Source organism: Allorhizobium sp. NPDC080224 (assembly GCF_050281005.1).
GTDB lineage: Bacteria > Pseudomonadota > Alphaproteobacteria > Rhizobiales > Rhizobiaceae > Allorhizobium.
Genome location: NZ_JBNNWJ010000001.1, coordinates 2,333,012 through 2,356,286 on the forward strand (window position 1 = coordinate 2,333,012; position 23,275 = coordinate 2,356,286).

Annotated in this window: 28 protein-coding genes and 1 tRNA gene; 15 read left to right on the plus strand and 14 right to left on the minus strand. The window is 60.8% G+C overall.

Annotated features, from left to right (window positions below; translation table 11 throughout):
* Positions 1-16: 16 nt before the first annotated feature.
* From ACQKP1_RS11660 to ACQKP1_RS11680, 5 genes are all read right to left on the minus strand, one after another.
* Positions 17-841, minus strand: coding sequence for a response regulator (locus ACQKP1_RS11660; protein WP_427275343.1), 825 nt, complete (start codon positions 839-841; stop codon positions 17-19).
* 151 nt (positions 842-992) lie between these two features.
* Positions 993-1,265 (minus strand): hypothetical protein, encoded by a 273-nt coding sequence (locus ACQKP1_RS11665; protein ID WP_427275344.1) that lies wholly within the window; start codon positions 1,263-1,265, stop codon positions 993-995.
* 110 nt (positions 1,266-1,375) lie between these two features.
* The gene (locus ACQKP1_RS11670) at positions 1,376-3,976 is read right to left on the minus strand and encodes a DUF3772 domain-containing protein (protein WP_427275345.1); all 2,601 of its coding nucleotides are present in this window, start codon (positions 3,974-3,976) and stop codon (positions 1,376-1,378) included.
* Positions 3,977-4,096: 120 nt separating this feature from the next.
* Positions 4,097-4,615 carry a heme utilization cystosolic carrier protein HutX gene (gene hutX / locus ACQKP1_RS11675; RefSeq protein WP_427275346.1) on the minus strand — a complete coding sequence of 173 codons (519 nt, stop codon included), beginning with the start codon at positions 4,613-4,615 and terminating at the stop codon, positions 4,097-4,099.
* A gap of 7 nt (positions 4,616-4,622) precedes the next feature.
* Positions 4,623-4,967, minus strand: a complete 345-nt coding sequence (locus ACQKP1_RS11680; protein ID WP_054151069.1) for an antibiotic biosynthesis monooxygenase family protein — start codon at positions 4,965-4,967, stop codon at positions 4,623-4,625.
* Between the two features lie 247 nt (positions 4,968-5,214).
* Between ACQKP1_RS11680 and ACQKP1_RS11685 the strand changes: the two genes are divergently transcribed.
* Genes ACQKP1_RS11685 through ACQKP1_RS11695 form a run of 3 tightly spaced genes read left to right on the plus strand, consistent with a single transcriptional unit; the run spans position 5,215 to position 7,975 of the window.
* Positions 5,215-6,093: a heme/hemin ABC transporter substrate-binding protein gene (locus ACQKP1_RS11685; RefSeq protein ID WP_427275347.1), complete on the plus strand. Its 879-nt coding sequence runs from the start codon at positions 5,215-5,217 to the stop codon at positions 6,091-6,093.
* 20 nt (positions 6,094-6,113) lie between these two features.
* Positions 6,114-7,184: a FecCD family ABC transporter permease gene (locus ACQKP1_RS11690; protein ID WP_427276443.1), complete on the plus strand. Its 1,071-nt coding sequence runs from the start codon at positions 6,114-6,116 to the stop codon at positions 7,182-7,184.
* Positions 7,184-7,975 carry a heme ABC transporter ATP-binding protein gene (locus ACQKP1_RS11695; RefSeq protein ID WP_427275348.1) on the plus strand — a complete coding sequence of 264 codons (792 nt, stop codon included), beginning with the start codon at positions 7,184-7,186 and terminating at the stop codon, positions 7,973-7,975. Before ACQKP1_RS11690 ends, ACQKP1_RS11695 begins: the two co-directional genes overlap by 1 nt.
* A gap of 319 nt (positions 7,976-8,294) precedes the next feature.
* Here ACQKP1_RS11695 and ACQKP1_RS11700 read toward each other — a convergent pair.
* The 5 genes from ACQKP1_RS11700 to ACQKP1_RS11720 all read right to left on the minus strand — a co-directional run bounded on the left by ACQKP1_RS11700 (position 8,295) and on the right by ACQKP1_RS11720 (position 12,691).
* A tRNA-Lys gene (locus ACQKP1_RS11700) sits at positions 8,295-8,370 on the minus strand.
* A gap of 149 nt (positions 8,371-8,519) precedes the next feature.
* The gene (locus tag ACQKP1_RS11705; RefSeq protein ID WP_427275349.1) at positions 8,520-9,437 is read right to left on the minus strand and encodes a PhzF family phenazine biosynthesis protein; all 918 of its coding nucleotides are present in this window, start codon (positions 9,435-9,437) and stop codon (positions 8,520-8,522) included.
* Between the two features lie 76 nt (positions 9,438-9,513).
* Positions 9,514-10,239 carry an NUDIX hydrolase gene (locus tag ACQKP1_RS11710; protein ID WP_427275350.1) on the minus strand — a complete coding sequence of 242 codons (726 nt, stop codon included), beginning with the start codon at positions 10,237-10,239 and terminating at the stop codon, positions 9,514-9,516.
* A gap of 8 nt (positions 10,240-10,247) precedes the next feature.
* Positions 10,248-11,357: an endonuclease/exonuclease/phosphatase family protein gene (locus ACQKP1_RS11715; protein ID WP_427275351.1), complete on the minus strand. Its 1,110-nt coding sequence runs from the start codon at positions 11,355-11,357 to the stop codon at positions 10,248-10,250.
* A gap of 110 nt (positions 11,358-11,467) precedes the next feature.
* Entirely contained in the window at positions 11,468-12,691 is a 1,224-nt protein-coding gene (locus tag ACQKP1_RS11720) for a PLP-dependent aminotransferase family protein (RefSeq protein WP_427275352.1), read from the minus strand.
* A gap of 201 nt (positions 12,692-12,892) precedes the next feature.
* On the opposite strand from ACQKP1_RS11720, the gene ACQKP1_RS11725 reads away from it, so the two are divergent.
* Entirely contained in the window at positions 12,893-14,080 is a 1,188-nt protein-coding gene (locus ACQKP1_RS11725) for a diguanylate cyclase (RefSeq protein ID WP_427275353.1), read from the plus strand.
* 73 nt (positions 14,081-14,153) lie between these two features.
* Here ACQKP1_RS11725 and ilvC read toward each other — a convergent pair whose 3' ends face one another.
* The gene (gene ilvC, locus ACQKP1_RS11730) at positions 14,154-15,173 is read right to left on the minus strand and encodes a ketol-acid reductoisomerase (protein WP_054151077.1); all 1,020 of its coding nucleotides are present in this window, start codon (positions 15,171-15,173) and stop codon (positions 14,154-14,156) included.
* Between the two features lie 23 nt (positions 15,174-15,196).
* Positions 15,197-15,883, minus strand: a complete 687-nt coding sequence (locus ACQKP1_RS11735; RefSeq protein WP_427275354.1) for a TetR/AcrR family transcriptional regulator — start codon at positions 15,881-15,883, stop codon at positions 15,197-15,199.
* A 403-nt stretch (positions 15,884-16,286) separates the two neighbouring features.
* On the opposite strand from ACQKP1_RS11735, the gene ACQKP1_RS11740 reads away from it, so the two are divergent.
* The 6 genes from ACQKP1_RS11740 to ACQKP1_RS11765 all read left to right on the plus strand — a co-directional run bounded on the left by ACQKP1_RS11740 (position 16,287) and on the right by ACQKP1_RS11765 (position 18,446).
* Positions 16,287-16,526, plus strand: a complete 240-nt coding sequence (locus tag ACQKP1_RS11740; RefSeq protein ID WP_427275355.1) for a hypothetical protein — start codon at positions 16,287-16,289, stop codon at positions 16,524-16,526.
* Between the two features lie 102 nt (positions 16,527-16,628).
* Positions 16,629-16,877: a hypothetical protein gene (locus tag ACQKP1_RS11745; RefSeq protein ID WP_006728148.1), complete on the plus strand. Its 249-nt coding sequence runs from the start codon at positions 16,629-16,631 to the stop codon at positions 16,875-16,877.
* A 99-nt stretch (positions 16,878-16,976) separates the two neighbouring features.
* Positions 16,977-17,225 (plus strand): hypothetical protein, encoded by a 249-nt coding sequence (locus ACQKP1_RS11750; protein WP_427275356.1) that lies wholly within the window; start codon positions 16,977-16,979, stop codon positions 17,223-17,225.
* A gap of 96 nt (positions 17,226-17,321) precedes the next feature.
* Positions 17,322-17,570, plus strand: a complete 249-nt coding sequence (locus ACQKP1_RS11755) for a hypothetical protein (protein WP_427275357.1) — start codon at positions 17,322-17,324, stop codon at positions 17,568-17,570.
* 107 nt (positions 17,571-17,677) lie between these two features.
* Positions 17,678-17,926, plus strand: coding sequence for a hypothetical protein (locus tag ACQKP1_RS11760; RefSeq protein WP_427275358.1), 249 nt, complete (start codon positions 17,678-17,680; stop codon positions 17,924-17,926).
* Between the two features lie 133 nt (positions 17,927-18,059).
* Positions 18,060-18,446 (plus strand): DUF4087 domain-containing protein, encoded by a 387-nt coding sequence (locus tag ACQKP1_RS11765; protein ID WP_427275359.1) that lies wholly within the window; start codon positions 18,060-18,062, stop codon positions 18,444-18,446.
* Here the strand turns inward: ACQKP1_RS11765 and ACQKP1_RS11770 are convergent, their stop codons facing one another.
* Entirely contained in the window at positions 18,447-18,911 is a 465-nt protein-coding gene (locus ACQKP1_RS11770; protein ID WP_203016537.1) for an Lrp/AsnC family transcriptional regulator, read from the minus strand.
* Positions 18,912-19,075: 164 nt separating this feature from the next.
* Here ACQKP1_RS11770 and ACQKP1_RS11775 point away from each other — a divergent pair, with 164 nt between their 5' ends.
* Positions 19,076-19,789, plus strand: coding sequence for an aspartate/glutamate racemase family protein (locus ACQKP1_RS11775; RefSeq protein WP_427275360.1), 714 nt, complete (start codon positions 19,076-19,078; stop codon positions 19,787-19,789).
* Between the two features lie 15 nt (positions 19,790-19,804).
* On the opposite strand, the gene ACQKP1_RS11780 is transcribed toward ACQKP1_RS11775, so the two are convergent.
* Positions 19,805-20,557, minus strand: coding sequence for a pyridoxine 5'-phosphate synthase (locus ACQKP1_RS11780; protein WP_427275361.1), 753 nt, complete (start codon positions 20,555-20,557; stop codon positions 19,805-19,807).
* 243 nt (positions 20,558-20,800) lie between these two features.
* Between ACQKP1_RS11780 and ACQKP1_RS11785 the strand changes: the two genes are divergently transcribed.
* The 4 genes from ACQKP1_RS11785 (at position 20,801) to ACQKP1_RS11800 (ending at position 23,269) form a co-directional block, all read left to right on the plus strand.
* On the plus strand, positions 20,801-21,778 hold the full coding sequence (locus ACQKP1_RS11785) for a hypothetical protein (protein WP_203016542.1): 978 nt from the start codon (positions 20,801-20,803) through the stop codon (positions 21,776-21,778).
* A gap of 185 nt (positions 21,779-21,963) precedes the next feature.
* Complete coding sequence (locus tag ACQKP1_RS11790; protein ID WP_427275362.1) at positions 21,964-22,650, plus strand: MerR family transcriptional regulator; 687 nt, start codon at positions 21,964-21,966, stop codon at positions 22,648-22,650.
* Between the two features lie 106 nt (positions 22,651-22,756).
* The gene (locus ACQKP1_RS11795; RefSeq protein ID WP_427275363.1) at positions 22,757-22,933 is read left to right on the plus strand and encodes a DUF4405 domain-containing protein; all 177 of its coding nucleotides are present in this window, start codon (positions 22,757-22,759) and stop codon (positions 22,931-22,933) included.
* 33 nt (positions 22,934-22,966) lie between these two features.
* Positions 22,967-23,269: a hypothetical protein gene (locus ACQKP1_RS11800; protein ID WP_427275364.1), complete on the plus strand. Its 303-nt coding sequence runs from the start codon at positions 22,967-22,969 to the stop codon at positions 23,267-23,269.
* Positions 23,270-23,275 lie beyond the last annotated feature (6 nt).

Below are 23,275 nucleotides of genomic sequence, written 5' to 3' on the forward strand. Positions count from 1 at the left end.
TAATTATAAGTCGCACCTATTTTTTGCGGGCTTGCGCCGCTTTAATCTGAACAAGCGTGTCCAGGTTCTGATTCACGCGGCAGTAGAACTCTTCGTCGATAAACGGACGCAGCATGAAGTCGTTTCCGCCAACCTTCAGGAAGCGGGCCGACAGCAGTCGGTTGGTCGATGACGAGACGCCGATGATTCGCAGCTCATGCGACCCGCGCACTGAACGGATGCGTCGCGTCAGCTCGAAACCGTCGATATCGGGCATGTTGTAGTCGGTGACCACGAGGCCGATATCCGGATTGGCCTTCAGGATCTCGATCGCCTTGGCGCCACTCTCGGCAAGGCTGACGCGGAAATTGTAGCGGCGCAGGCGGCTGGACAGAAGGGCGCGTGCGGTCGGACTGTCGTCGACGATCAGCACGTGGTGACGGTGGTTGGTCAGAAAGCGATAGACCGACTCCGCCAACATTTCGACGGCGAAGACATTGTCCTTGAGGATGTAGTCGACAATGTCCTTGGCGAGCAGCTTTTCGCGCATCTCATCCTGAAACGTGCCCGTGAAGACCACGGTCGGGATGTTGCAGTCGATCAGGTATTCCAGCGCTTCGCCGTTTTCGGCGCCCGGCAGGTTGATGTTCGAGATCGCCAGGACCACAGGCTCCTGCGACAGCTCATTGGCCATCTGCAAGTCCTCGAACGTGCGGCATATCTCGATGTCGACGCCCATAAGTTCCTTCAGGCGCTGACTGATCATCTGCGTGAAGACATTGGAGTCCTCACCGAGAACGATCCGAACGTCGGGAAACATCTCTCCCGAATACTGCATTCCAGAAATGCCGAGAACTGCCATGACCAGCCTTCACTGTCTTGTTTATTTGTAAGACATCTAACAAAGGCCGTTTGCGGAAGCGTTAACTCAGGCTCTTCGCCTGCATCAACAATCCCGCATAGTTAAGCATTCAAGAATATCCAGGTACTCCGGCGAGCAGTGCTGGAACCGGTCACTTGATGGTGGCGATACCATCCTTGATTTCGACGGTTTCTTCGCCGGTGAGCCCGATCCGGTCTCCGTTGGGCAGGGTGAGGAAACACCCGGATGCGCAGATCGTGTCGGAGCCCCCGGCATCGAGCGAAATCTCGGTTCGTGTACCCTCTTCAACCACGACAATGACCACGGCGGAGCTGCCGGTGTTGAGCACCGAGGCTGCCAGTGTCGGCCCCGCCAACAGGCTGCTAACCACCACGACAACCAGCTGCGCATAGAACTGCTTCATGCCGATAGCGGAGCCAAAGGCTCCGTCCTCTCAACCGCGCCCGGTACACCTCCGACCGCTCCTGCCCCTCTTGTGCCCCATTTCGCCTGAATGGCTGCTGAATGCGGCGTTCATGGCAGGAGTTTGTCATCATCCGGCGCTGGAGACAATTCCTCTGCGAGTTCGGGACGATCGTCCGCCCGGGTCTTGCGCCGGACAAGAGCTTGCCGGTCATGCTCCTGGATATGCAGCATGACGTCCTGGTGCGGGTAAGGCATGACAATATCGCGGGCGCGGAAACGCCTGAGGATCTCGATACGGACTTCGTTACGCACCCGCAGACCGTTGGCAATATCAGCGAGATGAAAGCGCAGTTCGAAATCGAGCGAGGATGCACCGAAACGAAGGAACTCTACATGCGGCTCGGGATTGCGCAGGACGTCTGACCGCTCGTTCACCACAGCCAGGAGCACATCGATCACCTCCTGCGGATCCGCATCGTATGCCACACTCACGGGCACCTCGGAGCGCTGCATGCGGTTGCGATGTGTCCAGTTGCCGAGCGGCGCATTGATGAGTTCGGAATTCGGCACGATGATAGACTGGCGCCGGAAGGTCTCGATTTCAGTCGCGCGGACCGAGATCCGCTTAACGATGCCTTCATTGACCCCGGTGATCACGTGGTCGCCGACCTTGAAGGGCCGCTCGACCAGCAGGATCAGGCCGGAGACGAAGTTGGAGACGATGTTCTGCAGGCCAAAGCCGATACCGAGCGAAAGTGCACCGGCAACAAGCGCCAGGCTTGAGAGATCAATACCGGCTGCGGAAATGCCGATGATGCCGGCAATGCCGGTACCGAGATAACCCACACCAGTCTTCACCGAATTGCGCACGCCGCCGTCGATATGGCTGCGCGCCATGACATTGCCGTCCAGCCATTTCTGGAACCAGCGCGTCACGACTAGGCCGGCAGCGAACAGCAGGATACCGCCAAGGATTCCGAAGATCGAGATGCGGATTGTGCCGACATTGATCTCGGTGAACAGGTTGAAGAGCCAGAGCTGCAGATCGCGCGGCTGGAACCCCCAGGACATCAGGATCAGCGGAATGCCGGTCACCAGTGCGAAGGCGTAGATGACCAGACCGGCGCCGATACCGCTTTGGTCCAGCACGACAGCCGATAGGCGGAAACGACGGCCGATGAACCGACCGACCCTGGTTTCCCCGAACTGATTGGGAGCGGAAATCGCCTTGCCGGTCAGGATGCCGATATACATCGTCGCCAGAACCGCGCCCGTGAGAACGATCTGGGTCGCGAGGAAGCGCGCGAGCCCGACATAGCCGATGGCAGCAGCAAGGATCAGGACGGCACCGACAATCCGAAGCGTGATGGCCACCGCCCGTGGCCAGGGCCGTCCCCGGACTGCGGGATCGCCTGACTCGGCGAGCACCGGTCGCAGGAAGGACATGAAGAAGAGCAGCAGGCCGATGACCACGGAGGAGGCAAAGCTGCGCATCACGGTCAGCACGACCGGCGAGCTGTAGCTCTCGTTCATGACGGACACGACATAGTCGAGGCCGTTGACGAGCGCCATCAGGAAGATTGCGATGCTGAGGTCTCGTGCACCCTTGTTTGAAAGCTTGACCAACCGCCAGTTAGGCGCCGCGGGCGCAAGCACCGCTCTTGAAATGGCCATGACGAAAAACACAAGACCGATCAATGCAAAGACCGATGCAACGATCGGAGCGATGTCGGTTCTCAGCACATTGAACGTATCGAGCAGGAAATAGGTGGAAGCCAGAAAGAAGCTGAGTGCCAGGGACGGCAGGATCGTCGAGAAGAAGGCAACCGAGAAACGGCTGAGATAAGAGGGCGATTCGATGGATAGGTCACGCCTGTTGATCCGCCCGAACAGCCGGTACTCGACAAACAAGATTAGCGAAGCGAGCGCCATAGAGAGAAGCACCGCGATGGCCAGCGGCAGGGCCTTGAACTTGAAGACGAAGGTCAGCCAGCTCAGGATGCTCCGTTGAACCCGCTCGACATCGGCCGAGAAGGACTGAATCGCATCCTCAAGCACGCTACCATTGATGTCGGTATGTTCAAGCAGTCGGCTCGTGAAGAGCGCGCGGCGGGTGTCAGAGATCCGGTCGGACAGTGTCTTAGCTTCGATCGACAGGTCTTCAGCCTGACCGGTGAGCGCATTAACTTCCGCCCGCGCGGCGTTGAGCCGCGACCTCTCTTCAGCGACGCTGGCGCTTTCGGTCGGCTGCCCCTCGGCGGGTGGCGCGCCCAATTCCGTCAGCCGCCCCTGAATGGCATCGATCCGCGGACGCAAATCGACGGTAATAGCCAGCGCCTCCCGCACCAGCGCGTCGGCCTTCACCTTCAGGTCTGCAAGGACGCCGTCTTCCTGCAGATTTTTCTCGACCTGCTCGCGCAGACCGGTCAGCCGTGCCCGAGCCTCTTCGATGCGCCGTTCGGCAGCGACGATCTGCTCATCGCGTTGTGGCGGCGGTGCGACCGGGGCGGCAGCCGGGGCCGCAGTCGGCGCCGATGTCCCCGGTTGCAGCTGCGGCCCCTCGGGCACTTCGACCGGAGCCGGCTCAGTCACCGCCGGCGCAGCATCGGTGTTCTGTGCTTGGCCAACGCGTGGCGAAAGCAGCAAAGAAGAACCCGCCGCCAGCAGGCAGAGCGTGACAGCGAAATAAATCGAACGGAATCGGATCAAAACGTGGTCCAGTGCGTGGATGAAAGCCGCAGGACAATAGATCCAGTTAAAGGCAAAAGAAAGAAGGGCTTAATGGAAGAACCCGCCGTCCCAGACGGTCCGGCGGGTCGAGTTTATCCGTCAGGCGACTGTCTGCCGCAATGCTTCAAAGCGCGCGACCTGCTCTTCCAGAAGATTGCGCTCCTTGTCGCGACGGACGAAGACCTTGAACATGGCCTTTCCGTCGGCATTCATGAACCAGACGGAACAAGACCGGCGCCCATGGAAGCCGCGATCGACGAAAGCGATCGAGACGCAACGTTCCTTGCGGATGTGACCGCCGATCGGACTGTCGCCATGGATGTTGAACCAGCCATGCCCTTCGCTGCCTTCGGGAAGACTGCCCTCGACCTCGAGTACGATGTCGTCAGTGTGGACGATCATCAGGATCTCGCCCCAGGAGGTTAGGTCCTTCCAGATCGGCTCCCACTTCTCGGAGGGCACCACCACGGCGGCCCCTTCCGGCAGGATGGCGAGCACTTCGGCAGGCGTCACCTCAGCCTTGGCGGCGATCTGTTCGATCACGCCGTCAGGCTTTTCGGCGAGCGCCGCCAGCGCCCGCTCGCGTCTGTCACCGTTGCTTTGCGTCAACGTGTCCATCAGAGCCTCACGCGGCTTCGGAAGCCGAGCGCTTGCCCGAGCGGTCTTCATGAATGATGACGTCGAAGCCCTCGAAATGCGGGCCGGAGAGATACTGAACCTTGCTCTCGCCGGCGCGCGCATGGGCGGCGCGGAACTGCTCAGACTTCGTCCAGGCGACGAAATGGCCATGGGTCTCCCAGACGGTGTGCGAAGCGTACAGCGTATGGTCTTCGGCCTTCGGCCCCTTCAGCATGTGGAATTCGATGTAACCCGGCATTTCTGCGAGCCGGCCTTCACGGGCCTTCCACTGGTTCTCGAAGGCTTCCTCGAAGCCCGGGACGACGCGAAAACGGTTCATGGCGATGTACATGGGTCTGTTTCCCTCTCTGCAAGACAAGATCTGATCGTCGCGGTCGGGCATGATCTCGGCGGACGAGTTTACCCCGAAATCCGGCCTACTGGAACAACCGCGCTCTGTTGCCTTCCTATTTAAACTTGTGTAGCACAGTCAAGTTAAATGTCGGGAGCTTCCCGCACATCAGCTTTCTCATCATCGGCGATCCAGAGCGGCATCGTGCCGGCCTCCGGGCGCCCGGATCATAGGTTCGAGCACATCCATGTTGTCCCTTCGCCCATCCCGCCGCAAGCTCCTCTCCACCCTCGCCTTCGCCCTTTCTTTGCCGCTCGTTCTGCCTCAGACGGCAGCGGCCAAGGATGCCGAGCGGATCGTGGCGATCGGCGGCACCGTGACGGAGATCATCTATGCGCTCGGCGAGGGTGACAGGGTGGTCGCCGTCGACACGACGAGCCTTTATCCGCCGGAGGCAAGCTCCAAGCCTGATATCGGCTATGTTCGCCAGGTCTCGGCAGAAGGCGTCCTTTCCCAGAGACCGGATCTGATCATCGCTGAAGCCGGCGCAGGCCCTATCGATTCCATCAACATCCTGAAGGCGAGCGGCCTCAGCTTCGTCAGCATCCCCTCGCCCCCTGAAACATCGGCGATCCCGGCAAAGATCCGCGCCATCGGCCAGGCGATCGGACGCGCGGAAAAGGCTGACGAACTGGCGAAATCGGTCGAGGCCAGCCTCAAAGCCATTGAAGACAAGGTGAAGGCGGCAACAGGCCCGAAGAAGAAAGTCTTGTTCGCTCTCTCCCTTGCCAATGGACGCGTCATGGCGGCCGGCAGCGAGAGCTCTGCAGACGCAATGATCCGGCTTGCCGGTGGCGAGAACGCCGTGTCCACGATCTCCGGCTACAAGCCGCTGACCGATGAAGCGGTGATTGCCGCAGCCCCCGACGTTATCCTCGTGATGAGCGGCGGAGCCCAGCATCTGACGGCCGAAAAGGCCTTTGAGCTCCCCGCGCTTGCAGCAACCCCGGCCGGCGCGAACAAGGCCTTCCTCACCATGGACGGCCTCTATCTCCTCGGTCTCGGACCGCGTGCTGCCGACGCCGCCCGTGACCTGAACGCCATGCTCTATCCGGAAGGGCAGTAACCGTGAACACGCTGGCCCTGATGTCGACCCTCGGCAGACGTGACGGAGATCGCTCTGCTCTCGGGTTTATCGTTCTTGCCCTGCTGGCTGTGTTGCTTGCGATTGCCGTCTTCGTTTCGATCGTGATCGGTCCGACCGGCGTCGGCCTGCCGCATCTGGTCGCCTATCTGACCGGCGATCATGCGAGCATGGATCAGCAGAACCTGATTATCCTCGAAGCCGTGCGCCTTCCACGCACCGGCATGGGCCTCCTGATCGGCGCAGCACTGGGTGTCTCCGGCGCCATGATGCAGGGCCTCTTCCGCAATCCCCTGGCCGACCCCGGCATCGTCGGGGTCACCTCCGGGGCAGCACTTGCCGCCGTGATCGCCATCGTGCTCGGCCCCACCCTCCTCTTTCCGCTGCAGGTCGTGTTCGGCCAACAGTTCCTGCCGCTGATGGCTTTCCTCGGTGGTCTCGGCAACACTTTCCTGCTCTACGTCATCGCCACCCGTAACGGCCAGACATCGACGACAGCCCTCATCCTCTCGGGGATTGCGATTGCCGCCATGACCGGGGCTGCCACCGGCCTCCTGATCTTCATCGCCGATGACCGGGCGCTGCGCGACATCACTTTCTGGTCTCTCGGCTCATTGAGCGGCGCGACGACGGATAAGATCATCGCCATCTTGCCCTTTGTGGTCTTCGTGCTGGCGATCATTCCCTTCGTCGCACGCGGCTTGGACGCACTGATCCTCGGAGACGCCGCAGCCTTCCACATGGGCGTGCCCGTGCAGCGGCTGAAGCGCATGACGATCCTCGCTGTGGCCGCCGCCTGTGGCGCAACCGTGGCCGCCGCAGGCTCGATCGGCTTCATCGGCATTGTCGTGCCGCATCTGCTGCGCTTGGCGATCGGCCCGTCCCATCGCTTCCTGCTGCCGGCTTCAGCGCTCGGCGGGGCAGCCTTGCTGCTTCTAGCGGACACGGTCGCCCGCACCATCGCCGCACCGGCAGAACTGCCGATCGGCATCATCACCGCGATCCTCGGCGCGCCCGTCTTCCTGATGCTTCTACTCGGCAAACAGGGCCGCCAGGCCATGGAGGGCTTGTAATGATCCGCGCACACGACATCACGATCAGCCGCAGTGGACGCGTTCTCGTCAACAAGGTCAGCCTCCATCTGCAAGCCGGCAAGGTCACCGTGATCATCGGCCCCAACGGGGCGGGCAAGTCCACCCTCTTAAAGACCCTTTCGGGCGAGATGCGCCCCGACCACGGCGACATCCTTTACCAGGACCGGCGTATCGCCTCGCTGAGCCCCGTGGAGCTCGCCCGAGAGCGGGCAGTGCTGCCGCAGTCCACGGCACTCTCCTTCCCCTTCACGGCGCTTGAGGTGGTGCGCATGGGCGCGGTCGCGCATGGCAGCCGCGATCCTAATCTTGCGGGCCGCCAGGCGCTTATCCGTGTAGGGCTGGGTGGCTTCGAGGGGCGCAGCTACAACGCGCTATCAGGCGGCGAGCAACAGCGCGTGCAGCTGGCCCGCGTTCTGGCACAGATGCCCGAACCTGTTCTTGATGGTCGTCCCCGCGCGATCTTCCTCGACGAGCCGACGGCAAGCCTCGACATCGGTCATCAGATCTCGGTTCTTGAGCTCGCCCGTGACTTTGCCCGACGCGGCGGTGTCGTCCTGGCCATCCTGCACGACCTCAACCTCGCCGCTGAATTCGCCGATCACCTGGCCGTCCTCCACCACGGCAAACTGATCCGTGAAGGTCATCCCAAGGAAACGATCGACGACGAGACGATTGCCCATGTCTACGGCATTGCCGGCAGCGTCGGACGGCTGCCGAGTGCTGCGATCCCTTATGTTCTGCCCCAGGCCCGGTTCAGCGCGACACGCTGAGCCGGCTACCTCAGTTGTCCACAGTTATCCACAAGGCAAGACCGACGAACGCGCACAAAAATCCGCAACAAACCCGGAACATGAGCGACGGCACTGGAGAACGTATGACGAACATCAGCGCCCAGAGCGAAAGATGTCCGCACACTTCTTTCCGCGACATTTTGATAGCCGGCTAAACTGATGTGTGCCTAGGCCAAGAACGGCTTGCCGAACGACCAATCGGCTCTGTTATCGCCATCCAGCCACGCCCTGAGGACACAACAAACCCGATGCGCGCAGAACTCCGCCGAAAGACCACATATTGTTTTGAAGAAGAATATGGTGGGTGATGTAGGGCTCGAACCTACGACCCGCTGATTAAGAGTCAGCTGCTCTACCAACTGAGCTAATCACCCGCCTGACACCGTTTCCGGTCTCGTCCGCCCCGTTTCCGGTGGCGTGACCGGGCGTATAAACAGGATATGCGACCTTGTCTAGCGCCGCTGCAAAAATTCTTGGCCGTTTGGTCAAAAAAATTTCAAAAACCGGGAAATGCCCAATGTTTTCAGAGATCCAGCATTCCCGTGGCCAGGCGGACGGCCTGGCCACCGATCCGCGCCCGCGAGACTGCGCCATCCTTCACATCGATATGCAGGTGAATGTAGGAAGGCCGTCCCATCTCCACACCCTGCTCGATCATCATCGGGTGATGACCGTCCGGCAGCGCGTCGAAATGATGGATGGCGCCTGAAAGCGCGGCCACCGCAGAGCCCGTCGCCGGATCCTCGTGAATGCCCATATCGGGCGAGAACATCCGCGCATGGAATTTTGCGGCATGATGCACCCCGCCGCGACAATAGATGTAAGCTGACGTCAGCCGTCCCTCGCTCATCGGCGCCACGCGTTCCCACAGTTGCGGCTCAAATTCGACGCTCTCGATCGTCGCAAGATCATGCAGAGGCACGAGAAGAAACGGGACGCCGGCACTCCACACTATCGGCACATGGTTTTCAAACCCAATGGCGCTGGCCTTGACCGACAACGCATCGGCAAGCCCTTGCCGATCCAGTTGCAACTCATGGCGGCTCGACAGGCGCGGCAGGTCGAATTCGGCGAAACTTGCCTCACCCGGCCTGACCCGGACCGCACAGCGCACCGGACCGATGGTTTCCTCCAGCACGGAGACGAGATCCATGTTGGCGGTCTCGCCGCTATAGGCGCGCTCTGCCAGCGCAATCGCGGTACCCACCGTCGGGTGCCCGGCAAAGGGCAGTTCTCGGCCAGGGGTAAAGATCCGGATCCGGGCGGTGTGCGATGCGTGATCGGCGGGCTGGACGAAAACGGTCTCCGAGAGGTTCATCTCTCCGGCAATCGTTTGCATCATCTCGTCGGACAGGCCGGCGCCGTCGAAGATGACAGCGAGCGGATTTCCCGCCAGTTTGCGGTCGGTGAACACGTCATAGATGGCATACTGTCTCGCCACGGGCCTATCTCCGTTGAAGGTCACGCTCGCGGCACACACTGCCCGAGGCGAAACGGCAAGGCAAGCCGAGCCCCGATCATCCCCGATCCTGAAAATACCAGCCGAGAATCGGCAGCATCGCGGCCCCGTAAGGCTGCGCTGCCGGATCACCAGAGCGGATCACGACCGCCCGGGAGATTTCCGGCTCCGGACAATCGCGGGCGAAGGCGTCGATCCGATCGGCAAGAGCCTCCGCCGTATCCGAAAAGGTGAAGACGCGTGCCAAAGTCAGGCGTCGCGAGCGATAGCTGGCGTAGAGCACCGGATCCGCATGCGCCAGGTTGAGATCAAGCCCTGTCTCCTCCATGACCTCGCGCCGCATATTGCCCTCGATATCGCAAGCCCCGTCCACGACATCGGACAAATCGAGCGAACCCGCAGCGAAATAGACCTGTCCGGGATTGGCGGTGTGCGGCGCCATCTCGACCGCGACCAGCGCCCCGTCAGATGAGACGAGGACAGGATAGCCGAAGAGATGACAGGCACCGGCAAGCTCCGGCTGGCGCCGCCACCAGAGGAAGGTGGCAAAGCTCGACACATGGCCGAGTGCCTCAAGATGCCCGTCGCGGTAGCGGATCTGACGTTGCAGGATCATCCGGCCGTTGAAGAGTGCCGGGTTCGCCGTCACCTCACGCTCCCAATTGGCAGAGATCGCAGTGCTCTGAGTGAGGTCAAGCGGATGCGGATCGGCTGCCACCCTCAGCGCCAGCGAGCGAACCGGATGCAGGCTGCCATCGGCGGGCAGGCCAACCTCGTCAGTCAAGAGATCGCTCATGGCAGATGCAAGGTGATGGCAATCGGGCAGTGGTCGGATGCCTTGGGCCGGTCCCATCCGGTGCGCGGATAGCGTTCGACCTCCTGCCCCGGCGGAAAGGGCGTCCGGAATGGCTGACCATTGCGAATGATTTCCGGCAGCGCCTTCGGATTGGCCTCTGCGAGCCCACTGGAAAGCCAGATATAGTCGAGCTGACACAGATGCTGCTCTTCGGGACCCCGCGCATGATAGAGCGTCCAGCGATCGAGTGCGCCCCGTCTCAGCATCGGGTTTTCCGCAAAACCGTCATGCGAGAACACATCGAGCGCACTCGGTAGATCCGGCCGATGCACATATTCATATCCAGAGCGGCGATCTCCGATCACGTCGATGCGCTCCTGATAGTCATTCATGTCGCCGCAGATCACGAAGTTGCGCCGCGAAGCGTTGTCCGGGCCAAACCGATTCTCGATGATGTGTCGCACCGCCTTCGCCTCGGCCTCGCGGATCGGCATGGTCGAGGTGCGCCCGTCCGTCCCGTCCCGGCCATTGGTCATCGACTTGAAATGCACGACATACACCGTCAGCGGACGACCTCCGACGCGCAGATCGAGCTCCAGGCAGTCGCGCTTGAAGATGCGGTCGTCCGGCCGGATCCGCTCCCCGAGGCCCGGATGATAGAAGCCGAGATCGTGATAGGTGAGTGCGGCATGACTGGTGACGTCGCGTAACTCGATCGGCTGGCCGTCACGGGTTTCTTCCCGCATCAGCACGGCAACATCGATGCCGCGGCTGTCATTGCCCTCGACCAGATATTTCTGCCGATAGCCCGAGCCGATCATGCGGAAGAGATAACCGTATTCGAAGGCCTTCAACGCTTCCATGTTGTCGACCTCCTGCAGGCACAGGATGTCGGCATTGGTGTCGGCGATCGCCAGCGCCGAGAGCTGCCGGGTGTCGTCGGTAGAAGAGACGATTCGGGCGGCCTCAAGCCGCTGATAGTCGGCTTCCGACTTGATCTCGAACAGCTTCAGCACCCGGTCCGATTTCAACTGGTTGCGATAACCGGTGAAATCGAAGCGGGCGATCAGGTTCTCGATATTGAAGGTCGCAATGCGAATGGACATGAGCACCCGGGAATGAGGAGCGGCGCGGGAGGCGGATCAAGCGCAGTCAATCACGCCCTCTCCGCCGCCGCAACCCAAAGCGAGGCTCACGCCTCGCCGCTCACCCAAGGTCAGGCCGCGCGTGCCAGCGCATGTCCGACGAGCCTGCCGAGACGCCGGATGCCCTCCTCGATCATCGCTTCATTCGCACAGGAATAGGAGAGCCGGATCGTATTGGCACCCGAACGATCGGCGAAGAAGGCCTGGCCCGGCACGAAAGCCACCTTTTCCGTCTCGACGGATCGCGCCAGCAGTTCGGCTCCGTCCATGCCCTCCGGTAGCGTGACCCAGACGAACATCCCGCCCTCCGGCCGCGTCCATTCGGTACCTTCAGGCATGTATTTCTGAAGCGCTGCCAGCATGGCATCGCGGCGCGCCACATAGGCTGCCCGTATCTTCTCAATCTGTGCCGAAAAGTGCTTTGCTGCTACCTCGGCCACGACCATCTGGTTGATCGTCGAGGAATGCAGATCCGCCGCCTGTTTCATCAACACGAGCTTGCGGATGACGGGCTTGGCGGCCACGACATAGCCGACGCGCAGACCGGGTGCCAGCGTCTTGGAAAAGCTGCCGCAATAAGTGGTCCGGCCGGCGTCGATGCCGCCGCTGCGGGCAATGTCGAGCGCAAGGATTGGCGGAATAGCCTCCCCGTCATAGCGCAGATGCTGATAGGCCGCGTCTTCGATCACCGGAACATCGAGCTCGTCGGCCAAGGCCAGGATCTGGTGCCGCTCCTCAAGGCTAACCGTCTGACCCGTCGGATTGGCGAAATCGGTGGAGAGATAGGCAAACTTCACGGCGCTCCCCTGCGCCTCAGCCTCGGCCCTGTAGCTCTCGGGCGTCCGGTTTCCGATCGACAGCTGGTCATAGGCCGGCTCGTAGGCATTGAAGGCCTGCAACGCGCCGAGATAGGTCGGCCAGGTCACAAGCGCCGTGTCGCCGGGCGACAGAAACAGCTTCCCGAGATAGTCGAGTGCCTGTTGCGAGCCTGACGTGATGAAGATGTTGTCGAGCTCGCAGGCAATGCCGAGCCGCCCCAATTCCTCCTTCAACCAGGCACGCAGCGGCAGATACCCCTCCGAGACCGAATACTGCAGCGCGCCGCCGGCCTTTCCATCGGCAAACAGGCCGGCGTAAGCCTCGGCAAACTCCTTTTCGGGAAACAGCGCCGGATCGGGAATACCGCCCGCAAACGAGATGATATCAGGCTTGTCGAGGAGCTTCAGGAGCTCTCGAATTTCAGACGCGCGCATGCGCGACGACCGCGTGGCAAAGACATGATCCCAGTTCAGCATCGGCGTTTCCTCAAGTCTTGTTGTTATCTGAGGCAGCAGACCATGAAAATCTCGATAGGTCAACAATACTGACCTATCGAGGTGAACTCGTGCGCTTTACCGTTTGGCAACCATGTTTCTGCTGTTTCTTCAGGCAAGCCTAAAACGCGAGATGATTCGCTCTATAGTCTTCGTAACAGTGAAAGGACCCGCCACTTGCCGATGCGAAAGCTTACCCTGCCGATGGTCGGCATCGACAATGAAGCGGATCCGCCCTGGGAGCATCTGAGCACTCTCTTCCATATCTTCCCCCACATCGTCGCAGCCATCGCAATCCTGTCGGCCGCCATCCTCCCCTATATGGAGGGTCGGACATGGGAGGTTTGGATCGTTGCGGCCATCCTCTCGCTGCAGGTGAGCATGCGGGGCGTTGCCGACTTCCGGTTCCGGCGGCGGAAATTGTCTGACACGGCGCAGAAATGGCTGAAGCGCTTCACGCTCGTCTCTGTTTTGTCAGGCGTCGCCTGGGGCGCTTCACTTGCCATCCTCTATAGCGGCGGCACCCCTGACACGCAGGTCGTCATCCTCGCCATCGGTTGCGGCATCCTTCAGTCGAGCGCCGCGCGCGCTTACATGGCGCCCCGCTCTACCATGCTCGTCATGCTGGTGATGATCGCCTCGGTCAACTTGGTCGCCGTGCGCGAGGGCAACTGGATCATGGTTCCGATCTGCCTCGCCTATGTCGGCTTTCTCGCCAGCTACATGATCCGGCTGATCGCCATGGACGAGAGACGTCTGGCGGCGGAGAAGAAGACCCGAACGCTGGTGGCGGCCCTGGCCGAAAGCAACGAGAAACTCACTGATGCAAACGAGCAATTGCGCCGCCATGCCGTGACCGACGCCCTGACGGGGCTCGGCAACAGGCGTGGTTTCGACGAGCAGTTCAGCCATCGTCTCGGTCGATACCGCAATGACCGCGAACCTCTGGCGCTGCTCCTGATCGACATCGACCACTTCAAGCTTTTCAACGACACCCATGGCCACCAGGCCGGGGATGCAGCGCTCCAGGTAGTGGCGGAAGTGATCGCTGCAAGCATGGGGGACGTCGACGGCACGGCAGCACGCTATGGCGGTGAAGAATTCGCCGTCGTCTTGCAGGGTGACCATGCCCTGCAGGCCGGCGTCTTCGCCGAAGATCTGCGCGGGCGTGTGGCCTCGCTCTTCCTTTCGACGGCCGATGGTGGATCAGCGGACCTGACTGTCAGCATCGGCGTGGCAACCGCTGGCCCTGAAGAGGATGAGCGCAGCCTGATCGCCCTTGCTGATCGCAGGCTCTACGATGCCAAGGCCTGCGGCAGGAACAGGGTCTGCGACACCGACCATGAGGAAAGGCTCGTCGGCTCCGCCTGAGTGCGCCACGCGCACAAGAAAAAGCCGGAGAAGTTTCCCTCTCCGGCCTCTTGTTCATCCCTGGAGATGAAGATCAGTTGCGGGCCTTGTCGACCAGCTGGTTCTTGGCGATCCAAGGCATCATGCCGCGCAGCTTGGCACCGACTTCTTCGATCTGGTGGCTGTCGTTCATGCGGCGGATACCCTTGAAGCGAGCCGCACCAGCACGGTATTCCTGCATCCAGTCCGAGGTGAACTTGCCGGTCTGGATGTCGTGCAGGACGCGCTTCATTTCAGCCTTGGTTTCAGCCGTGATGATGCGCGGACCGGTGACGTATTCGCCCCACTCGGCGGTGTTCGAGATCGAGTAGTTCATGTTGGCGATGCCGCCTTCATAGATCAGGTCGACGATCAGCTTCACTTCGTGCAGGCACTCGAAATAGGCCATTTCCGGCGCATAGCCGCCTTCGACCAGCGTCTCGAAGCCAGCGCGGATCAGTTCCACCAGACCGCCGCAGAGAACGACCTGTTCGCCGAAGAGGTCGGTTTCGCACTCTTCCTTGAAGGAGGTTTCAATGATGCCCGAACGGCCGCCACCAACGCCACAGGCGTAGGAGAGAGCGAGTTCAAGGGCGTTGCCCGAACCATTGTGGTGGATAGCGACGAGGCAAGGAACGCCGCCGCCCTTCTGGTATTCGCCGCGAACCGTGTGGCCGGGGCCCTTCGGTGCGATCATGACGACGTCGACGGTCGACTTCGGCTCGATCAGGCCGAAATGAACGTTCAGGCCGTGGGCGAATGCGATGGCTGCACCATCACGGATGTTCGGTGCGATGTCGGCCTTGTAGATGTCGGCCTGGAGTTCGTCCGGGGTCGCCATCATCATCAGGTCGGCCCAGGCGGCAGCTTCGGCAACCGTCATGACCTTGAGACCGTCGGCTTCAGCCTTCTTGATGGTCGGCGAGCCGGCCTTCAGGGCAACGACGAGGTTCTGTGCGCCCGAATCCTTGAGGTTCAGCGCATGGGCGCGGCCCTGCGAACCGTAGCCGATGATGGCAACCTTCTTCGACTTGATCAGGTTCAAGTCGGCATCACGATCGTAATAGACGCGCATTGTAGTGTCCTTCCCTATGCTTTTCAGTTGTGATGGATGTTGTTGATCGGCGAGCCGGAACGGGATGCCCCATCCAGGCCCGCCAGTACGCGGTCGGTCCCGTAGAGAGCGAGAAAGGCGGCAACCGCCTTCGTCGCCCGGACACCGAATTTGTGAGTCTGGGGCGCCTCGCCGAGCAGCATGCGCACATGCAGATCGCTGACGATCAGACCGTAAAGAATGCGATAGGCTTCCTCGCCATCGCCGAAACGCAACAGGCCGTCGCGCTGGCCGGCATCGAGCAGCGCCCGTGCCCGACGATCTATCTGCCGGCGACCACGCTCCAGAAGCAATGTACCAAGCTTCGAACCGTCGCGGCTAGACTGGCCAATGGCGAGACGGTTGAGCGCGAGCGAAACGTCGCCGGCGAGAACCTCGAGCAGATCCCGGGCAAAGACCTCCAGATGATCGGTCAGGGTGGCAACAGTCAGGCGCTCACCCGGCCGCTCAAACGTCCGTACCTTGCTGGCTTGATAGGAAATCATCGCCGACAGCAGACCGTCGCGGTCGCCGAACCATTTGTAGAGGCTCTCTTTCGAACAATTGGCGGCGCGCGCCAGACCGGCCGTGGTGACCGCCTTGTCGCCGCCCTCGACGAGCAGACGCAGAGCCTCGGCCAGAACAGCGTTCTGACGCGGCGTAAATTCCGAGGTCTGATTGTCGATGGACATGGGCGCCTCCTGGTACCGTACGGTACGGTTCGCAGGCTTTATGTCCCGCGGGAGGGCTGAGGTCAAGACAGGTTTTGCGAAAAAAGAATGCAGATGCCTCGGAGAGGAGACGCTGTCTTGGGCATCCGCGGACGCCCCAAGGAGCCCACCAAACTGTCACAAAAGGGTGATGATGACAAAAAATAATCGTTGTATGTCATAGTTAAATGACGGTGTCTTTCCATTCTAACCCGCTGTTTTTCCTCAATCCTTCCTTCAAGTATCCTCCATGATACCGGGTACTTTCACCGAACCAATCAGTTCGATTGTGCGCAAAGGGGTATTGATTTCCCAATCGCAATACGCCAAATACATCTCATCGAACCGAGCAGTTCGATCACGCAAGGTTCTAAAGGCCAACACAATGAAGACCATCGCAGCAGCACTCCTGACCACCATCGCAGCCGCTTCGGCCGCTTTCGCGATCGAGCCAGTCCCTGGCTCAATCACCTATGGCGGTGCGCAGCCAAGGCTCGAACAGGCACCCGCCGGTTCGAACTTCTTCCACACCTTCCATCTCAACGGCACGGAAGTCCATGAGATCTACAAGGTGAATGCAGACCGGACCGTCTCCCTCGTCTCCCGTTCCATGTCGAACGACTGACAGGACAAGGACGATCCCCATCACAGGTAGATACTACCCATTACCACAATCTGGAGCTGAATGCCTGAGGCATGGCTCAATCTTAGATAAGGAAACCTGACCATGAAGACCATCATCTCTGCAGCCCTCATCACGCTTGCAGCCGGCTCGGCAGCCTTCGCTTCCGTTCAGCCGATCCCGGGCTCGATCACCTATGACAACGCCAATGTTCAGCTGGAAAAGGCACCTGCCGGTTCGACCTTCTTCCACACGTTCTCGAACGGTGACGGCCGCGACGTTCGCGAAGTTTACAAGGTCAATGCCGACAAGTCGGTGACCCTGGTTAACCGCACTGTTTCCAACGCTTCTTAATCAGCGCGCCTCCCAGGACGCCAAAGACCTCCAGCGGCAGGCTCGGCCCTCTCCACCGCCCCGAGCCCCCGCCCACAAAACGCACAAAGGACCATCACCATGAAGACCATCATCTCTGCAGCCCTGATTACCCTCGCAGCCGGTTCGGCCGCTTTCGCCGCCGTCCAGCCGATCCCGGGCTCGATCACCTATGACAACCCGAACGTCCAGCTCGAAAAGGCTCCTGCCGGCTCGACCTTCTTCCACACCTTCTCAGACGGCAGCGGCCGTGACGTCAACGAAGTCTACAAGGTCAACGCCGACCAGACGGTGACCCTCGTCACCCGCACGATTTCCAACGCTTCGTAATCAGCGCGCCTCCCAGGACGCACCCTTCGGCGGCAGGCTCGGCACCTCCCCTCTGACACTGAGCCGCCGCCCACAAACGCACAAAGGACCATCACCATGAAGACCATCATTTCTGCAGCCCTGATCACCCTCGCAGCCGGTTCGGCCGCTTTCGCTTCCGTCCAGCCGATCCCGGGCTCGATCACCTATGACAACCCGAACGCCCAGCTCGAAAAGGCTCCCGCCGGTTCGACCTTCTTCCACACCTTCTCGGACGGCAGCGGTCGTGACGTCAACGAAGTCTACAAGGTCAACGCCGACCACACGGTGACCCTCGTCACCCGCACGATTTCCAACGCTTCGTAATCAACGCGCGTCCCAAGACGTGACACCCTTCGGCGGCCGGCTCGGTCCCCTCTCCCCTTCCCCCAACCGGGCCGCCGCCAACCCAACGCTACACAAGGAATATCACCATGAAGACCATCATCTCTGCAGCCCTGATCACCCTCGCAGCCGGCTCGGCCGCTTTCGCCTCCGTCCAGCCGATCCCGGGCTCGATCACCTATGACAACCCGAACGTCCAGCTGGAGCGGGCACCGGTCGGTTCGACCTTCTTCCACACCTTCTCAGACGGCAGCGGTCGTGACGTCAACGAAGTCTACAAGGTCAATGCCGACCAGACGGTGACCCTCGTCACCCGCACGGTTTCCAACGCTTCCTGATTCAAGGGTGCGTGGTGGGCCTCGGGGCATCAGTCCCGGGGCCTTTTTTTTTGCGTTTGCCATAGTGTCCAGAGTTGGTCATTCCCAGCACCAGGGGCGAAGAATATGTTGCGGCAAAATCAAGGGAAACACCATGCGCGCCAAACAGCTTCTCGTCTGCCTCGCCCTCACACTTGCCGGGACCTCGACTATCGCCGCGAAGGAAAACCGCTGCGGTTGGATCCAGAATCCGACCCCCGGAAATTACTGGCTCGATGACGGCGAAGGCTCATGGATACTGATGACGCAAGGCTCCGAGATCGAGCCGCTCGGCATGGAGAACATGCCCGATTTCACCACAGGGGATTTCGTCCAGACGAACGGCTACTACGGCTATGCCTGCGGCTGCATTGAAGCTGAGACCGAGCGCAGCAGCGATTTTGGTGACAGCTTCCTCGGCAGGATCTCGGCCATCTACGCCGTGAAGCAGGTGCCGATCGGCCAGTGCCGCGCTGACAAGGCCCTGCCCTCGCCGGAATAATCAACGCGCGTAATCGACAGGCACGGCCAGCCCCTGCTTGAGAATTTCCATCGAGATTGATGCAGAGACGTCGAAGAGTTCGACGCGCTTCACCAGCCGGCGATAGACGACGTCGTAATGCTCGACGCGCGGCAGCACCAGCTTCAGGATATAGTCGTAATGCCCCGTCAAACGATGGGCTTCGACAATCTCGGAGATATCGCTGATCGCGCGGCGGAACTCCTCGATCCAGTCGTCGGCGTGATGGGCTGTCTTCACCAGGGCATAGACCGTGGTCGGCACGCCAATTTTCTCGCGATCGAGGACGACGATGCGCCGGGCGATATAGCCCTGTTCCTCCAGCTTCTGGATCCGCCGCGAGCAGGCAGACGTTGACAAGGCCACGCGCTCAGCGAGATCCGCAACCGCAATGCTCGAATCCTGCTGCAGCAGATCAAGAATCTTCCTGTCTCTTTCGTCGATCACGCCACATCTCCCCGGCCCAAGCGCCTGAACGCGCAAATAATCTGCGCAATCTCCTCATATCCCGCCAACTGTCATGCGCCAAGGGCTGTTCTCGATCCCATCATTGCAACCCAATTGCGCCGGGTTCGCATCATCATCTTCGCATCAGATGACGGAGACGAGACATGAAGACGATTGGCTTGATTGGCGGGATGAGTTTCGAAAGTTCGGCGGTCTATTATCGCCAGGTCAACGAGGCCGTTCGCGCCCGCCTCGGCGGCCTCACTTCGGCAGAGGTCCTGATGCACTCGGTCAACTTCGCGGAGATCGTCGCACTGCAGAAGGCCGGCCGCTGGGATCTTGCCGCGAAGCGCCTCGGCGACGTCGCAACTGGCCTGGAAAAGGCAGGCGCCGACTGCGTTCTCATCTGCACCAACACCATGCATCTCGTCGCCGACGAGGTGCAGGCCAGGATCGACGTACCGCTCATCAACATCATCGATGAAACCGCCCATGCTCTGAAGGCCGGCGGCGCCAAACACCCGCTGCTGCTCGCGACCCGCTACACGATGGAACAGCCGTTTTACGCCGAGCGCATGAGGCGCCATGGCATCGAGATCATGGTGCCGGATGCCGAAGGGCGGACCGTTACCCATGACGTCATCTTCGAAGAGCTTTGCGCAGGCCGCGTTCTGGATGCATCGCGCGGCAAACTGAACGCGATCATCGAACAGGCCAAGGCGGAGGGTGCCGACAGCGTCATTCTTGGCTGCACGGAGATTTGCCTCATCCTCGACCCGACCATGCTTCAGCTGCCCGGCTACGACTCGACGACCATCCATGCCGAAGCGGCCGTGACCTTCGCACTGCAAGGCGATCGCGACATCCGGGCTGCCTGATCAGGTAGCGATCGTTCAGATCGCCTGACCGCAGGCGCGGCAGAAGCGCCTGACGGTTTCGGCCATCCCGTATTCCAGCGCATCGGCGGTCAGGCCGTGACCGATCGAAACTTCGGCAAGATGCGGGATCCGCTCCACCAGCATCGGCAGGTTGGCCACCGTCAGGTCGTGGCCAGCATTGACGTCGAGCCCCTCGGCGCGGGCGGCATCGGCCGTCAGGCCGAGCAGTTCGACCTGACGCAGAGCCTCATCCGGATTGTCGTAGCAACCGCCATAGGGCCCGGTATAGAGCTCGACCCGCTCGGCGCCGGTCGCCTTGGCCAGCGCCATCGGTTCGGAGCGCCCATCGCCGTCAACGAAGAGCGACACCCGCATGCCCTTGGCGCGAAGCCGCGACACGACGCGCTTGAGAAAATCCTGATGCGCAACAAGGTCCCAGCCATGGTCGGACGTCGCCTGCGACGGGTCATCAGGCACCAGGGTAACTTGCTCCGGCTCGGTTGCCTCGCAGAGCGCCAGGAAATCCTCGCTCGGATAGCCTTCGATGTTGAACTCGGCCGTGGGGAACGCGTCGTCGATCAAAGCCCGCAGCACCGGCAGATCGCTGAAGCGGATATGCCGCTGATCCGGGCGCGGATGCACCGTCAGGCCACTGGCACCAGCAGCAAGGGCAATACGGCCGAGACCGGCCACGTCAGGCCAGGGAAGATCCCGGCGGTTGCGAAGCATGGCGATGGCATTGAGGTTGACGGAAAGCTTGGCAGGCATGGCGGCATGATCCGGCGATGAAGAGGTCTGGGGCATCCTTACGGCATCGCGGTATCGAAGGCCAACGAGAATCGCAAATGCTCCGATGCGGGAAATTGATGAATGGCAACCGCATCCACCCCCTAGACTTTAAGGTATTGACGCCTAGCCCCCATCCTTTAGTCAGGTCTCGATTGTGACGGATCGCACAAACGCGCAGTATCGGATAACGGCGCAGGCCTCCCTGCAGCGGTTGGAGCAAGCATGTTGACGGAAACCGGGATCGATAGCGGGGAGGTTTCGGACGCCCTGCAGCGGGTGCTGCGGAGCAGGACATTCGCACGCTCCGAAAAGCTGCGCTCATTCCTCAAATTCATCGTCGAGATGGAGCAGCTCGGCCTGTCGCATCAGTTGAAAGGCTATACGATCGGCATCGATGTTTTCAGCCGCAGCCACGGCTTCGATCCGGGCACAGATCCGCTGGTCCGTGTCCAGGCAGGCAAGTTGCGCAAGCTGCTCAACCAGTTCTATGCCTGCGAGGGCCGCGATGATCCGCTGCGCATTCGCATTCCGCTCGGCGGTTATGTTCCGGTATACGACCGCGTCGCATCGCAAGCCATCGACACCCGTGAGCGCGACATAAAATTCCTCGACACCGAACTCGCCGAAGTCGAAAATCCTGCTCTCGCCGACGACAAGGCCTCACTCCCAAGGCTTTTCATCCGCCGTCCGGACGGCGACGATCTCATCGCCTCGATCTTCGTCAATGCGACCCGGCTCTGGAGCACGAGGCTCTGGGCGGTCTGCATCGCCGGCCCGAGTGAAAAACCCAGTTTCGAAGGCGGAGCACCGCATCCCCTCCATTTCGAATTGAAGGCACAAAGCCTCGGGACCACACTGAAACTAAGCATGCGCCATCTCCGCTCCGGCAGCGAGGTGCCGATCAGCATGGGCGTCTGTGAGACTTCCGGCGACAGTCTGGAAATCGGCGCCTTCGCCAACGGTTTTGCCGGTGCAAACCTGACGCTTCCAGGTTCGATCTATCGCTTCTGTCACAAGAACGATCTGTCGACGGGGCAGATGCAGTGCCTCGACGCCACCTATCGCTATACGCTGGAGCGTTCGGACGCCAGCTACATCAATGCCCGTCAGTCCCAGCAGCAATGGGCCGGCCTGTGTCAAAGCAGCGAGATCATCACCGAGATGACGAGGCTGATCGCCCTTTCCTCCCTGCCACGCTGAACCACGCGTTCCCGGCATGAGGCGCGAAGCCCTTTTGCGAAAACTTATTTTATGAATTTCAAATATACTATAATCTGCAACCAGACAGCGATTCGAGATGCAGCGGGGTCAGCGAGACAGCACAGCAAAAGAGGAGAGAACTTTACGCTTCAGCAGACGCGTTGGCACTGAACATGGAGGGGTACATGCCGCACGGAACACACCATCTGCAACCGATCACCAGCGTATCCGGTCAGCCTAACAAGGCGTTTCTCTTCCCGGACCTCGTCCAGACAAGAACCCCACCAAAAGAGCCGGTCGCGATTGCCGAAATGGCTGAGTTCTTCGGCGTCACCCACCGAACGCTGCATTTCTATGAGGAAAAGGGCCTTCTCACCGCCCGACGCATGGGCCTCATGCGGGTCTACGGATGCGATGAGATCGCCCGGATGGCCCTGATCAATGTGTGCCGAGAGGTCGGCATGTCAGTCTCGCTCATCCAGGACCTGTTCGAGACACTCTCGACCGCCACCTCGACAAGCGAAGCAAACCTGATTCTTGAGGAAGCCCTGCTCGCCCGTCGCCGTGAACTGGCGTCCAACCTTTCGACGATCCATCGCCAGCTCCAGCAACTCAACGCCCTGCTCGACCACGAAGAAGCCGAGGCCGGCCAGTTGAACACGGAACAGAAGGGGCCGAGCCTGACCGAAACGGAAGCCCGCTGCCTGCAGTTGATGGTCGAAGGCTATACCCCGATCCGGATCGCACGCACGCTCGAAATGAAGACCGAGGAAGTCAGTGCGGTGGAGGCGAGCATCGTCGACAAACTCAACGCCCAAAACCGCTTCCAGGCGGTGGCGAAAGCTGTTCTTCTCGGCATGGTCGCCAATTGAAGACCCGCCTTGGTCTTGCCCATCATCAATAGTGGAGGAAGTTTAACGGGACAGCGAAATGCGGCAGCGTTAGGAGCGGGTCATAACCAAAGACTGAGGTCACCCCATGCCGAATATCCTGTCCCGTTATGCAACCCCCTTCACGACCGGCCTGTTCCTGATCTCACTGATCTCGGGAATCGCGCTCTTCTTCCACCTCGGGACCGCAGCCTTCCGCGAGATGCATGAGTGGCTGAGCATGGTGCTCATCCTGCCCTTTGTCCTGCATCTCTGGAAAAACTGACGCCCGTTCCCCGCCTATTTCAAGCGCCTGCCGATGGCGCTGTCGCTCGGCATCTGTCTGGTCGCCGGCTTCGCCTTCGCCTGGCCGGCGATCACCGGAACCGCGACCGGTGCAGCCGGCAATCCGGCTTTCGCCATGATCAAATTGGTGGCCGGCGGCACGCCGGCACAGGTGGCACCGCTACTCGGACGAGGGGAAGCGGATGTGATCGCGGCCCTCAAACTCGCCGGTTTCACCGTCGCCGACGCCACGGCACCGTTATCCGAGATTGCCGCGGCATCGGAGAAGGACACGATGGCGCTGGTGGCAACGCTTGCCGCCCTGAAGGCGCGATAACTCCAA

Bases quoted from the DNA above. Each gene is read 5' to 3' on its own strand.
- ACQKP1_RS11800 (WP_427275364.1), top strand. From the start codon at position 22,967: ATGGCGCTGTCGCTCGGCATCTGTCTGGTCGCCGGCTTCGCCTTCGCC.
- ACQKP1_RS11715 (WP_427275351.1), bottom strand. From the start codon at position 11,357: ATGTCCATTCGCATTGCGACCTTCAATATCGAGAACCTGATCGCCCGC.
- ACQKP1_RS11760 (WP_427275358.1), top strand. From the start codon at position 17,678: ATGAAGACCATCATCTCTGCAGCCCTGATCACCCTCGCAGCCGGCTCG.
- ACQKP1_RS11660 (WP_427275343.1), bottom strand. From the start codon at position 841: ATGGCAGTTCTCGGCATTTCTGGAATGCAGTATTCGGGAGAGATGTTT.
- ACQKP1_RS11720 (WP_427275352.1), bottom strand. From the start codon at position 12,691: ATGCTGAACTGGGATCATGTCTTTGCCACGCGGTCGTCGCGCATGCGC.
- ACQKP1_RS11745 (WP_006728148.1), top strand. From the start codon at position 16,629: ATGAAGACCATCATCTCTGCAGCCCTCATCACGCTTGCAGCCGGCTCG.
- ACQKP1_RS11665 (WP_427275344.1), bottom strand. From the start codon at position 1,265: ATGAAGCAGTTCTATGCGCAGCTGGTTGTCGTGGTGGTTAGCAGCCTG.
- ACQKP1_RS11775 (WP_427275360.1), top strand. From the start codon at position 19,076: ATGAAGACGATTGGCTTGATTGGCGGGATGAGTTTCGAAAGTTCGGCG.
- ACQKP1_RS11740 (WP_427275355.1), top strand. From the start codon at position 16,287: ATGAAGACCATCGCAGCAGCACTCCTGACCACCATCGCAGCCGCTTCG.
- ACQKP1_RS11765 (WP_427275359.1), top strand. From the start codon at position 18,060: ATGCGCGCCAAACAGCTTCTCGTCTGCCTCGCCCTCACACTTGCCGGG.
- ACQKP1_RS11680 (WP_054151069.1), bottom strand. From the start codon at position 4,967: ATGTACATCGCCATGAACCGTTTTCGCGTCGTCCCGGGCTTCGAGGAA.
- ACQKP1_RS11795 (WP_427275363.1), top strand. From the start codon at position 22,757: ATGCCGAATATCCTGTCCCGTTATGCAACCCCCTTCACGACCGGCCTG.
- ACQKP1_RS11790 (WP_427275362.1), top strand. From the start codon at position 21,964: ATGCCGCACGGAACACACCATCTGCAACCGATCACCAGCGTATCCGGT.
- ACQKP1_RS11785 (WP_203016542.1), top strand. From the start codon at position 20,801: ATGTTGACGGAAACCGGGATCGATAGCGGGGAGGTTTCGGACGCCCTG.
- hutX (WP_427275346.1), bottom strand. From the start codon at position 4,615: ATGGACACGTTGACGCAAAGCAACGGTGACAGACGCGAGCGGGCGCTG.
- ACQKP1_RS11690 (WP_427276443.1), top strand. From the start codon at position 6,114: ATGTCGACCCTCGGCAGACGTGACGGAGATCGCTCTGCTCTCGGGTTT.
- ACQKP1_RS11780 (WP_427275361.1), bottom strand. From the start codon at position 20,557: ATGCCTGCCAAGCTTTCCGTCAACCTCAATGCCATCGCCATGCTTCGC.
- ACQKP1_RS11750 (WP_427275356.1), top strand. From the start codon at position 16,977: ATGAAGACCATCATCTCTGCAGCCCTGATTACCCTCGCAGCCGGTTCG.
- ACQKP1_RS11755 (WP_427275357.1), top strand. From the start codon at position 17,322: ATGAAGACCATCATTTCTGCAGCCCTGATCACCCTCGCAGCCGGTTCG.
- ilvC (WP_054151077.1), bottom strand. From the start codon at position 15,173: ATGCGCGTCTATTACGATCGTGATGCCGACTTGAACCTGATCAAGTCG.
- ACQKP1_RS11685 (WP_427275347.1), top strand. From the start codon at position 5,215: ATGTTGTCCCTTCGCCCATCCCGCCGCAAGCTCCTCTCCACCCTCGCC.
- ACQKP1_RS11725 (WP_427275353.1), top strand. From the start codon at position 12,893: ATGCGAAAGCTTACCCTGCCGATGGTCGGCATCGACAATGAAGCGGAT.
- ACQKP1_RS11695 (WP_427275348.1), top strand. From the start codon at position 7,184: ATGATCCGCGCACACGACATCACGATCAGCCGCAGTGGACGCGTTCTC.
- ACQKP1_RS11735 (WP_427275354.1), bottom strand. From the start codon at position 15,883: ATGTCCATCGACAATCAGACCTCGGAATTTACGCCGCGTCAGAACGCT.